The 11945-nt window shown below is 69.6% G+C and carries 10 protein-coding genes; 4 read left to right on the forward strand and 6 right to left on the reverse strand.

The window, feature by feature from the left end; translation table 11 throughout:
• The first annotated feature begins 6 nt into the window (after positions 1-6).
• Complete coding sequence (locus SK803_RS25825) at positions 7-756, forward strand: universal stress protein (RefSeq protein WP_319968683.1); 750 nt, start codon at positions 7-9, stop codon at positions 754-756.
• Here the strand turns inward: SK803_RS25825 and SK803_RS25830 are convergent.
• From SK803_RS25830 to mraZ, 5 genes are all read right to left on the reverse strand, one after another.
• On the reverse strand, positions 753-1907 hold the full coding sequence (locus tag SK803_RS25830) for a putative glycoside hydrolase (RefSeq protein ID WP_319968834.1): 1155 nt from the start codon (positions 1905-1907) through the stop codon (positions 753-755). The genes SK803_RS25825 and SK803_RS25830 overlap by 4 nt on opposite strands.
• 224 nt (positions 1908-2131) lie before the next feature.
• Entirely contained in the window at positions 2132-4042 is a 1911-nt protein-coding gene (locus tag SK803_RS25835; protein ID WP_319968684.1) for a peptidoglycan D,D-transpeptidase FtsI family protein, read from the reverse strand.
• Positions 4042-4611, reverse strand: coding sequence for a hypothetical protein (locus SK803_RS25840; protein WP_319968685.1), 570 nt, complete (start codon positions 4609-4611; stop codon positions 4042-4044). The genes SK803_RS25835 and SK803_RS25840 overlap by 1 nt, the downstream gene beginning before the upstream one ends.
• Positions 4608-5561, reverse strand: a complete 954-nt coding sequence (gene rsmH, locus SK803_RS25845; RefSeq protein WP_319968686.1) for a 16S rRNA (cytosine(1402)-N(4))-methyltransferase RsmH — start codon at positions 5559-5561, stop codon at positions 4608-4610. The genes SK803_RS25840 and rsmH overlap by 4 nt, the downstream gene beginning before the upstream one ends.
• 167 nt (positions 5562-5728) lie before the next feature.
• Positions 5729-6160: a division/cell wall cluster transcriptional repressor MraZ gene (mraZ, locus tag SK803_RS25850; protein ID WP_086664612.1), complete on the reverse strand. Its 432-nt coding sequence runs from the start codon at positions 6158-6160 to the stop codon at positions 5729-5731.
• A 405-nt stretch (positions 6161-6565) separates the two neighbouring features.
• On the opposite strand from mraZ, the gene SK803_RS25855 reads away from it, so the two are divergent.
• Genes SK803_RS25855 through SK803_RS25865 form a run of 3 tightly spaced genes read left to right on the forward strand, consistent with a single transcriptional unit; the run spans position 6566 to position 11362 of the window.
• Positions 6566-7615 (forward strand): AAA family ATPase, encoded by a 1050-nt coding sequence (locus tag SK803_RS25855; protein ID WP_406601582.1) that lies wholly within the window; start codon positions 6566-6568, stop codon positions 7613-7615.
• A 2-nt stretch (positions 7616-7617) separates the two neighbouring features.
• Positions 7618-8883 (forward strand): DUF58 domain-containing protein, encoded by a 1266-nt coding sequence (locus SK803_RS25860; protein ID WP_319968687.1) that lies wholly within the window; start codon positions 7618-7620, stop codon positions 8881-8883.
• A gap of 1 nt (position 8884) precedes the next feature.
• Positions 8885-11362, forward strand: coding sequence for a transglutaminase family protein (locus tag SK803_RS25865; protein WP_319968688.1), 2478 nt, complete (start codon positions 8885-8887; stop codon positions 11360-11362).
• 70 nt (positions 11363-11432) lie between these two features.
• Here SK803_RS25865 and SK803_RS25870 read toward each other — a convergent pair whose 3' ends face one another.
• Positions 11433-11828: a DUF3040 domain-containing protein gene (locus SK803_RS25870; protein WP_319968689.1), complete on the reverse strand. Its 396-nt coding sequence runs from the start codon at positions 11826-11828 to the stop codon at positions 11433-11435.
• Positions 11829-11945 lie beyond the last annotated feature (117 nt).

The following is an 11945-nucleotide window of genomic DNA, read 5'->3' on the forward strand; positions in this document are numbered from 1 at the left end:
CGTTCCGTGACGGTCGGGGTCGACACTTCCGAATCCGCGTACCACGCTTTCGAGTGGGCAGCACGCCACGCGTGGTCACTCAGGACAGACCTCCAGGTGTACCTCGCGGACCCCGGCGACACGACGGTCCAGCGAGTCCTGGAACGGCTCCCCATGCTCACCGCCCACTTCCGCCCGAGCGGTGACGACCCGGTGGCCGCACTGGTGAGGGCGTCGGACTCCAGCGCGACCTTGGTCTTGGGGTGCAAAGGAGAACAGCACCGCAGCCTGGGTCTGGGCTCCCTCGTCCTCCCGGTGTTGCGCCGCACGCGGTGCGGAGTCGTAGTGGTGCGCGGACGACCCCCGGCAATCCGCGGCGAGTACGGCTGGATCACCGCCGCCGTCGGCGGGTGCGAGGACCCGGTCGTGCTGCGGCGCGCGGTCGAGTTCTGCCGCACCCGCCGAGCGTCACTGCGCCTGCTGCACGTCCACCCACCCGCCCAGCACGGCGTCTCCGTCCCCCGCGACGAGGCCGCGATCCGCCGCGCCGTCCTGTTCTTGCGCACCACGGCTCCGGAGCTGACTCCCGAGGTCGTCATCGAGTCCCGGCACCCGCACGAGGCGCTGGCCGCCCTGGACTCGGATCTGGTCGTGGTCGGCAAGGGCGGGCAGCACGACGGGGTTGGGCTGATCACTCGTGCTGCGCTCTACCACGCGTCTTGTCCGGTACTGGTGGCTCGGCCTGAGCCGATGCACGACGACCGGGTGACGCTCTAGCAGGGCTTGCGGAGGACGGTGCCCGTTGTGCCCGCCAGCGCCACGAAGGTGACCGGGGCGCCGTTTTCGTTGGTGTGGGTCTCGGCGAGCCGGACGGTCACGGCGCCGGTGCCGGTCTTGTTCGCGTTGACGATCACGGTGCCGCACTCGAACTCGCGCTGGTGCACGTTGGTGGCGACCTCGTGGTGCTCGCCCAGGGGTGTGCCGAGGTCCCAGTCGTATTCGGTGCGCCATTCGGAGGGGTTGTCGTAGCGGTCGGTTTCCTCGATCTCGGAGATCGCCGCGTGGTCGCCCTTGGCCAGGAGGTAGCTGGCGAAGGCGTAGCGGAAGGGTTGTTCGGCGCCGCTGTGGTGCGGCTGGACCCAGGTGATCTTGCCCTTGGCCTCGTTGGCGGTGATCTGGGCGATCTGCCGGCTCCAGCCCTGCGGGTATTCGGAGAGCAGGTCCTTGTCGTTGAAGGTCAGCCACCACTCGTCGAAGCCGCCGTCGAGGTGTTCGACGTAGGTGTCCCAGGCGCCGTCGTAGAGGCGGGCGTTGGACATGTTGGCGACGGTTTCGAGGCCCGCGTCGACGAACTTCTGGCGGGTGTTGGCGAGCATGGAGCGGTAGGCGTCGCGGATGGACTCGTCGGTCGGGTACGAGGCCGGGCAGACGCCCTTGTCGTGGTAGGTGTCGCAGGCGAACAGAGCGTTGTCCATGAACACGCCGTCGAAGGCCTTGCTGGAGGCGATCACGTTGTCGGCCCAGGCGTTCTGGTAGCCGGGGTTGCCGACGTCCATCTGCCAGTGGCCGGCGTAGCCGTCGTACTCGAAGCGCTGACCGTTCGGGTCGAGAAGAAACCAATCGGGGTCGGCCGCGCAGTAACCGACGCCGGTGGGGAGATCGGAATCGTCGACGCCGCCCGAGCACGCGTAGCTGCGGGTGGAGGAGAGGTCCTTGTAGACGAAGGTCTGGATCTTGGGATTGGCGGCCTTGAACTTCTTGGCAAGATCGCTTTCCCAGGCGTTCAGCACGATGTACGAACGGCGCCGCGCTTCGACCGCGATCATTTGATCATTGGTCGGCGTGCTGTTCATGTGCAGCCAGTAGGACTTCGCCGTCCAGGCTTCTTCTTCCGCTTGAGCTGCGGGAACCGTCGTCACCGCCAGCACGCCGGCCAAGATCAAAAATCGCAGGGAACGCACGCCAAACCCCATCTCGCCTTGCACTTCGGTTTCGAAGTATTAGACGGGACGGAATGCGTCTCATTAAAGAGAGAAAGTTGTGAAGGTATTCACTGTTAAATCAGAAATTTGTGCACCGCCAGGCGTGGGCATGGCTCACGTCACTTGCGAATGCGGGCCGCGTCAACAACGATGCGCGACCCGCAAATGACCTAGAGCTGCAGCTGCACGAACGGCGTCTGCTCGGCCGACATCGGCACCTGGAACCGCTGGGTCAGGAACGCCGCGATGTCGTGGAACAGCGGCGCCGCCGACGAGCTGAACTGGGTGCCGTGCGGCCCGTCGAGCATGATGCCGACGACGTAGCGCGGGTTGTCGGCCGGGAGGATGCCGGCGAACGTGATCCAGTACTCGGACTGCGAGTAGCACTTGCAGACCGGGTCGATCTGCTGGGCCGTGCCGGTCTTGCCCGCGATCTGGTAGCCGGGCAGGGCTGCCTGGCGGCCGGTGCCGTTCTGGTTCGCGTCGCGCGGGTCGGACTGGGCGACGTAGCGGAACATGTCGCGGACGGTCTTCGCGCTCTCCGGCGACACCACGCGGACGCCGTCGGGGCGCGGCTTCTCGGAGCGGGCGCCCTCTTCGCCGATCTCGGCGCGGATCAGGCGCGGCGGGATGCGGACGCCGTCGTTGGCGATGGCCTGGTACATGCCGGTCATCTGCAGCAACGTCATCGAGAGGCCCTGGCCGATCGGCAGGTTGCCGAACGTCGAGCCGGACCACTGGTTCAGCGGCGGCACGACGCCGGACTCCTCGGCGGGGACGCCGGACTGGGTGCGCTTGCCGAGGCCGAACTTCTGCAGCATCTCGGCGTAGCGCTCCTTGCCGACCTCCTGGGCGGCGAGCAGCGTGCCGACGTTCGAGGACTTCGCGAACACGCCGGTGAACGACATGGGCACGGTCCCGTGGTTCCACGCGTCCTTGATCGTGCGGTCGGCGACCTTCAGCGAACCCGGCACCTGCAGCACGTCGTCCGGCTTGAACAGGCCGTACTCGACGGCGGCGGCGGCCGTGACGATCTTGTTCACCGAACCCGGCTCGAAGCTAGACGCCACCGCGGCGTTGCGCTTCTGGTCCTCCGACGCCTTGCCGAAGTCGGTCGGATCGTAGGTCTTGTCGTTGGCCATGGCGACGATCTCGCCGGTGCGGCTGTCCAGCACGACGGCGGACGCCGACTTGGCGCCCGACTTCTTCGCGTAGTCGGTGACCAGGCGCTGGACGGCGTACTGGGTGTCGATGTCGATCGTCAGCTCGAGGCTCTTGCCGGGCTGCGGCTTCACGAGTTCGCGCTCGGTGTTCGGGATGACGAGGGTGTCGTCACCGGACATCGTGTCGACCACGCGGCGGCCCATGCGGCCGGCGAGGAGGTTGTCCGCGGCGTTCTCCAGCCCGAGGATGCCCTGGGTGGTCGGCGGTTTCTCGTCCTGGCGCCAGTTCGCGGCGCCGATGATGTTCGACGCCAGCTCGCCGTTGGGGTAGATGCGCTTCGAGCGGTACTCGGAACCGATCTCCGCCGGGAACTTCGCGACGATCTTCGCGGCCTTGGCCGGCTCGGCCTCCTTGACCAGCACCTCGTAGCTGATGTCCTCCACGAGCTGCTGGTAGACGCTCTCCTCGTCGGTCTTCTCGCCGTTGACCTCGGGGCCCAGCGTCGACGAGATGAACTTCGCGACCTCGCGCGCGTGGTCGTCGTAGGACAGCGGGTACTGCTCCGGGTCCTTCGCGCGGGCGTCGTCCCACGTCTTGCGGGCCCGCTGCGGCAGGACGTAGAGCGCGCGCACCTCGATCGAGAACGCGAGCTGGTTGCCGTTGCGGTCCAGGATGGAGCCGCGCTCGGCGGGGATGTCCAGGCGCGTCGTGCGCTGCTTCTGCGCCTGCTGCGAGAGTTCGTCGGCCTGGATGCCCTGCACCTGCACGAGCTTCACGCCCGCGATCAGCAACGCGCCGATCAGCAGGATGCGGCCGACGGCGATGCGCACCTTGCTGTTGCCACCCGTGCGCGCGGCCGGGCGAGAGCCGCGCACCGACAACGGGCGGCGCGGCCCTCGCTGCTGCGGACCGGGCATCAGCCACCCGCCGGAGGAGTCGGGGTTCCGGCAGGCGGCGTCTGACCGGCGGGCGGCGGCTGTTCCGAGGACGGCGGAGGCGGCGGCGTCGACTTGGTCGGTGCGCTCGGCTTGCCGAACTCCTCGACCGTGCCGTCCGGGTTCTGCCGCAACCGCGCCGGGTTCGACGGCTCGACCAGGCCCATCTCACCTGCCCGGCGGGCGAGGTCGGTGGGCGACTCGAGCAGTGCGACCTCCCGGCGCAGCTGCTCCATCTGCAACGTCAGCTTCTCCGCCTCCGCCCTCGCCTCCTGCAGGCGATAGGTGTCGGCGGCGGCCTGGGTCGAGAAGTACATGATCCCGGCGACGCCCGCGCCGAGCACGAGCATCACGAGCACGACGAACGGAGCCTTGGACACGGCCTTCTGCTGCGGCGAGGCGGTGCCGTTGCGCAGGTTCTGGGCGCGCTGGGCACGACGGGCGTAGGCGCGCTCGGCACCCGCGGTCCGCCGGCGGGCCTTGTCCCGGTCGTCACGGTCCTTCGAGGGGTCGCGGGGCGACGGCCCGCCGACCCGTGCGGGTGCCGTCATCTCGGTTCTCCGATCCGTTCCGCCGCCCGCAGCCGCACCGGCGCCGCGCGCGGGTTGTCCTCGATTTCCTGCTCCGACGCGAGCTCCGCGCCCTTCGTGAGCAACTTGACCTCTGGCCCGTGGCCCGGCAGTTCGACCGGCAGACCCGGCGGCGTCTTCGACTTCGCCAGTTCCGCGAGCGCCTGCTTCACCATCCGGTCCTCGAGGGACTGGTACGACTCCACGACGATGCGCCCGCCCATGCCCAGCACGCCCAAGGCAGCCGGGAGGGCCAGTCGCAACGACTCCAGCTCGCCGTTGACCTCGATCCGCAACGCCTGGAACGTGCGCTTCGCCGGATGCCCGCCCGTGCGCCGGGACGCCGCGGGCACCACCGCGTAGAGCAGCTCGACGAGCCGGCCCGAGTTGGTGAACGGCTCCTTCTCGCGCTCGCGCAGCACCGCCGAGGCGATCTTGCCCGCGAACCGCTCCTCGCCGTACGTGGAGAGGATCCGCGCGAGATCACCGTGCGAGTAGGTGTTGAGCACGTCCGCCGCCGTCATGCCGGTGCCCTTGGACATCCGCATGTCGAGCGGCGCGTCCTTGGAGTACGCGAACCCGCGCTCTTCCTCGTCCAGCTGCAACGAGGACACGCCGAGGTCCATCAGCACACCGTCCACATGGGAGTGGCCGAGCTCTTCCACGGCGTCGTCGATGTGGTCGTAGGTGACGTTGACGAGGTGCACTCGGTCGCCGTGACGCGCGAGCCGCTTCGAGGCCATCTCGATGGCCTGTGGGTCGCGGTCGAGACCGATGAGGGTCAGCTCGGGGTGGGCGCTCAACAGCGCGTCGGAGTGGCCGCCCATGCCGAGCGTCGTGTCGACGACGACAGCGGGCTTGCCGGAGAGCGCTGGAGCGAAGAGTTCCAGGACGCGGTCCAGCAGCACCGGAACGTGCCGCGGCTGATCCATCGTCCCTCTACTCCCCTGATGCGCGTTTCGGGTGACGTCAGGTCCCCGCCCGCCCGTCGAACCTGGCGCCGGGGAAGGTGCGCCAGGGCCGATTCTCGAGCGGACCGAGGCCTCACGGCACCCGAATCGCGTGTGGAACATCCGGCCTGTTGCTCGGCTGACCGCCATCAGAAGACGCCCGGTATGACCTCCTCGCGAGCCTCGGCGTAGCCGTCCTCATGCTCTTCGAGATAGGTCTGCCAGGCGGTCGCGTCCCAGATCTCCATCCTGGTGAACGCGCCGACGACCACGCACTCCTTGGTCAACCCGGCATACCGGCGCAGTTCCGGTGCGATCAGAACGCGGCCCTGACCGTCCGGACGCTGCTCGTCCGTACCCGCGAACAGATACCGCTGATAGGCGCGTACGGCGTCGTTGGTGAACGGCGCCTCGGCGACCTTCCTCGCCATCTGCTCGAACTCAGCCCGGGGAAACACGTACAGGCAGTGGTCCTGGCCCTTGGTGACCATGAGACCTCCCGCCAGTTCGTCCCGGAACTTCGCAGGCAGTGTCAGCCGACCTTTGTCGTCGAGGCGCGGGTAGTGAGTGCCGAGGAACACGGCAGCCACCTCCCTTGCCGGGCGACGAGACCGGCAGTGGAGCCCCCGTCTGCCCCACCGGCCGCCACAGTACCCCACTTTTCACCACAGTCAACGCTGAAACGGCTGTTTGCACACCAACTTGTCACCCGTTTTCCCAGGTAGACGCAGTGGGGAGGCGTGGGGGGATGGTGGGGGAGCTGGTCAGCCACCACCTTGCCGAGTGAGGGTTCAGCCCCGATTCAGCACTCGAACGGCCTAGCAAATTCCGGCAAAACAACGCGTTGGGGAGCCTTGGTGGGGGAAGGTGGAAACTGGTGGAGCGAACCCGATGTAGCCCGCAGGTGTAGGGCACTTAGCCGTGGTTTGACACACTGCGTGAAACGCTCACACGTCCGTGTTCCGGACACGGCTGCTGGAGGTTTAGTGACACCGGGAAGCCCAAGCGCGAACAGTCACGCGCCGGTCGATCAGATCCTGGGAGAGTTGCACGGCGCCGTCCAGCGGATCGCCGCCAACGTCGAACGGGTTCTCGTCGGCAAACCCGACGTGGTCCGGCTCGCTCTCGTGACACTGCTCGCCGAGGGGCACCTGCTCGTGGAGGACGTGCCGGGTGTCGGCAAGACCTCTCTCGCGAAGGCGCTTGCCCGCTCCATCGACTGCACGGTGAGCCGCGTCCAGTTCACGCCGGACCTGTTGCCGAGCGACATCACCGGCTCGTCGATCTACAACCGGCAGGAGAACGACTTCGAGTTCCGGCCGGGACCGATCTTCGCGAACATCGTGGTCGGCGACGAGATCAACCGCGCCTCCCCCAAGACGCAGTCCGCGATGCTGGAATGCATGGAGGAGCACCAGGTCACGGTGGACGCGAACACCTATCCCCTGGGTTCGCCGTTCATGGTGATCGCGACGCAGAACCCGATCGAGATGGAGGGCACCTACGCCCTGCCGGAGGCACAGCGCGACAGGTTCACCGCGCGCGTGTCGATCGGCTACCCGGACCCGGCGGCCGAGCTCGCGATGGTCGACGAGCACGCCGGCCACAACCCGATCGACGACCTGCGGCCCGTCTCGGACGCGGCCCAGGTGCTGCGGCTGATCGAGGCCGTGCGCCGGGTGCACCTGTCCCCCGAGGTGCGTCGCTACGCCGTCGAACTGGTGTCGGCCACGCGCCGTCTGCCGGAGCTGCGACTGGGCGCCTCGCCGCGGTCCACGCTGCATCTCGTGCGCGCCGCACGGGCACAGGCCGCGCTCGCGGGCCGTGACTTCGTGGTGCCGGACGACATCCACTCGATCGCGATCCCGGTGCTCGCGCACCGGCTGGTGATGACCGCGGAGGCACAGGCCGCCCGCCGGTCCCCCGCCGACCTGATCAGGGCCCTGCTGCAGCGGGTGCCGGTACCCACGGCGGCGCTGGATCCGAGCGCCGCGTACGTCCGCAGCTTGAACAACAACGCAGGGACGCCACGCTGACGATGCGCACCGCACTCTCCGGTCTGACCACGCGCGGAAGATGCTTGCTGGCCGCGGGGTTCGCCGCCGGAGTGTGCGCCGCGGTCCTGAACGAACGCGACCTGCTCAGGGTCGCGGCGTTCGTGATCGCGCTGCCGCTGCTGGCCGCGTGGCTCGCGACGAGGGCTCGGGTGGGCTTGCACGCCGCCCGGTTCCTCGCGCCGAGCCGGGTGCCGGTCGGGGCGGCGTCCGAGGTGAAGCTGGACCTGCGCAGCACCGGCCGGCTGCCCACGGGCGGGCTGATGCTGGAGGACACCGTGCCGTACGCCCTGGGCGCGCGGCCGCGGTTCCTGGTGGAGCGGCTGCCCCGCAACACCCCCACGACGTTGCGTTACCCGCTCAAGCCGGTCATGCGCGGCATCCAGCAGGTCGGCCCGCTGATGGCGCGGATCACCGACCCGTTCGGGCTGGCCGAGTTCGACCGCGAACTCGCCGGCCGGTCGCGGCTCGTCGTGGTCCCGCGCGTCGTGCGGCTGGCGGGCCTGCCCGGCGGCTCCGGGATGGGCGCGGGCGACGACGGCTCGGTGCGGCTGCGGGCGGGCCAGGGCGAGGACGACGCGGTGGTGCGGCCGTACCGCCAGGGCGACGACCTGCGAAAAGTCCACTGGCGGTCCACGGCGCGGCGCGACGAGCTGATGGTGCGCGTCGAGGAACGTCCGTGGCGCGGCGGCACGACCGTGCTGCTCGACCACCGAGTGCACGCGCACCGCGGTAGCGGACCCACGGCGTCGTTGGAGTGGGCGATCTCGTTCGTGGCCTCGGTCTGCCTGCACCTGCACCACTTCGGCCACCAGGTCCGCCTGGTCTCCGAGGACGGCAGGGTGCTCGCCGGCGGGGCGTCCGAGGGCGGGCACAGCGACCACGTGGTGCTGGACTCGCTGGCCGCGCTGCAGGGCTCGCACCGGCGTGAGCTCAGCGCCGGGATCGACCCCGGCGCCGGCCAGGAGGTCATCGCGGTGCTGGGTGGCGTGTCACCGGCGTCGGTGGAGGAACTGATCCGGTACCGGCCGCGTGGCATGCGCAGCCTGGCCGTGCTGCTGGACGTGAACGCCTGGGCCGGTGGCTCGGACGCCACCGCCCCCGAACCCGACGACGCGCGGCGGTTGCTGACCGGCGCCGGCTGGGGCGTGGCGATCGCGCGGCCGTCGGCCTCGATGCAACAGGTGTGGCAGGAGTTGTGCGCCTCGGCGGGCAACCGGGGACCGTCGATCCGGTCGGAGGTGGGCTGAGATGGGGACCCGTTCCGCCGCTCCCGCGAAGGGCGCGGAGCCCGAGTGGTTCACGTCGGCGACGCCGTGGATCGCCGCGCTGGCCGTCCTGTGCGCCTCGACCGCGCTCTCCGGCGTCATCGAGGGTGACCTGTGGCTGGTGCGCATCGGCGTGGTGATCATCGCGATCACCGTGACCGGCGCGTTCCTGCGCGCGACCCGGCTGACCCCGCCGCTGGTCGCGATCGCCCAGGTCTTCGTGCTGTTGTGCCTGCTCACGGCGTTGCACACGCGGTCGGGCATCTTCCTGTTCATCCCCGGCCCCGAGGCGCTGGGCGAACTCGGCGACGTGCTCGCGGAGTCCGTCGCGCAGGTGCAGACCGGGGTTCCGCCGGTGCACGCGTCGCCGGCGATCCAGGCGCTCGTGGTGCTGGCGATCGGCCTGGTCGCGGTGCTGGTGGACACGCTGGCCGTCGCGGCCGCGGCCCCGGCGGCGTCCGGGCTGGTGCTGCTGTGCGTGTTCGCGGTGCCCGCGTCGCTGGCCGACGAGATGCTGCCGTTCTGGACGTTCATCCTAGGCGCGGCGGCGTTCGCGATGCTGCTCGCGGTCGACGGTCAGCACCGGCACGAGGCGTGGCGGGGCAGGCTCGGGTCCGGCTCCGCCAGCGGGTCGGGCAGTTCCGCGACCTCGGTGGCGAGCATCGCGATGGTGATCGCGTTGGTCGTCGGTGCCGGCTTCACGTTCGTCGGCACGGTCGGCAGGCTGCCGGGCGGCAGCGGCGGTGGCGGCGGCAAGGGCGGCATCGGGCTCAGCGAGATGACGTCGTTGCGCGGCATGCTCAACCGCGGCCGGGCCGCCGAGGTGTTCTACGTGGAAGGCCTGTCGGAGTCGTACTACATGCGGGCGACCACGCTGGCCAGGTACGTGCCGAACAAGGGCTGGGAACGCGGTCTCAACCCCGACGGAAACCCGGCGCGTGGCGAGCTGCCGCCGCAGCCGGGCGACCGCGGTGAGGGCAAGACGACGACGATCAAGATCGAGCCGCGCGACTGGAAGAGCTACTGGCTGCCGACCTACGGCGCCGTGCGCAGCATCAACACCCCGGACGACGACTACCGGTTCGACCCGAAGAAGGGCTCGATCTTCACGACGCGGGAACGGGAGCCGGAGCCGTACGAGATCGGCACGGTGCTCTCGACGCCGACGAAGCAGGCGCTGCGGCTGGCCCCGCCCGGTGGGAAGAACGTCATCGAGCCGGAGTACTTCAAGTTCGACGGCGTCGAGCAGCCGGTGATCGACGCGGCGAACAAGGCGGTCGAGGGCGCCACCAACGACTTCGACAAGGCCGCCAAGCTCTCCGAGTTCTTCAACAGCCCGACGAGCGGGTTCAAGTACGACCTGAAGACCCAGGGCGACGTCACCAAGGACGCGCTGACGGACTTCGTCACCAGGTCCAAGGTCGGCTACTGCGAGCAGTACGCCTCCGCGATGGCCGTGATGGCCCGCGTGGTCGGGCTGGCGTCCCGCGTGGCGATCGGCTTCACGGCCGGCGTCGTCGTGGACAACAAGTACCGCATGATCAGCACCGAGGACGCCCACGCGTGGGTGGAGATCTTCTTCCCGAACTACGGCTGGATGACCTTCGACCCGACCCCGGTCGACGACGGCCGCGGTGTCGTGCCGCCGTACATGCGGGAGACGCAGGGACCCAACGACGAGCTGCCGACCGGCGAGACGAACTCCGAGTCCGTGGCGCCGTCCGCGACCGGGTCGGCCCCGACGTCCGCCGCCACCGACGGCACCGAGGACAACCAGAGCCTGCAGGAAGCCGGTCCCACCGGTCCGCCGACGTGGCTGCTGTGGGCGATCGGCGCGGCGCTGGCGCTGGCGGTCCTGGTGACGCTGTTCCTGGTGCTGGCGCTGCTCGGCGTGGTCGGCGCGGGCCTGATGGGCGCGACGTGGGCGCGCAAGCTGCTGATACCGGCCGCGGCCGGGTTGTGGCTGATGACCGCCGGCCTGGCCGCGGCGCTGATCTCGTGGTGGCTGGCGGTGCCGCTGGTGATAGCGGGTCTCGTCCTGACACCGTTGCTGGTTCGCACCGTGCGTCGGCGCAACCGCCTGCACGAGGTCGCGAAGCTCGGTCCCGGAGCGGCCTCGGCGGCCTGGAGCGAGCTCATGGCGGAGTCGATCGACCGGGGCGCGCCCGTGCCCGTGGCCGAGACGATCAGGACCGCCGCGCGCCGGTTGGCCCGTGAGCACAACCTGGACGACGCCGGCAAGGACGGGCTGCGGCTGGTGATCGGGACGATCGAACGGTCCTGGTACAGCGCGAACCCCGTCGCCGACCCGGCGCTGCCCGGAGCGCTGGCGGCGGTGCGACAGTCGTTGCGACAGAACGCTCCGCTGTCCTGGCGGGCGAGGCTGTTCCCGAAGTCGGTGCTGAAGCCGACGCCCGCGCCGGTGGCCGAGACACCGGAGCGGGAACCGGTTCCGGTGTAGGTCCCGAAGGCAAGCGAATGGGCCCGCTCCCTCTCGGGGGCGGGCCCATCGCTTTGTGATCCTGGAAGGCTTACTGCTCGTCGTCGAAACGACGGCGGAAGCGCTCCTCCATCCGTTCGGAGAACGAGCTGCGGCTGCGCGTCGGCTTGCCGTCCTCCTGCGCCCCCTCGGCTACCTGGTCACCGCGACGCAGTGTCGTCAGGGTGATGAGCACACCGAAGAACATGAGCAGGAAGCCGAAGACGCTCACCACGGGGATGCTGGCGATCGCGAGTTGCGGAAGCATCACTCCGGTGATGAGAGCGGCCACGCCGACCACGAACAACACGATGCCTTGCACGCGGCGTCGCTTCGACGGCCGCCGCAACTTGGCGCCTCGTACGGTGGATGCGAACTTCGGGTCCTCGGCGTAGAGCGCGCGCTCGATCTGGTCGAGCAGTCGCTGCTCGTGCTCGGAGAGTGGCATCGTTCCTCCTCCGGCACAGCGGTCGCGGGCGCCGGGTGTTTTCGGTTACCGCCGAACCCGGCGGACGACCCACCCTGGGGACGTCACCCCCCAGGATACGATCCGCGCGCCCCGGCG

This window comes from Lentzea miocenica (assembly GCF_033949945.1).
GTDB classification, from domain to species: Bacteria; Actinomycetota; Actinomycetes; order Mycobacteriales; family Pseudonocardiaceae; genus Lentzea; species Lentzea miocenica.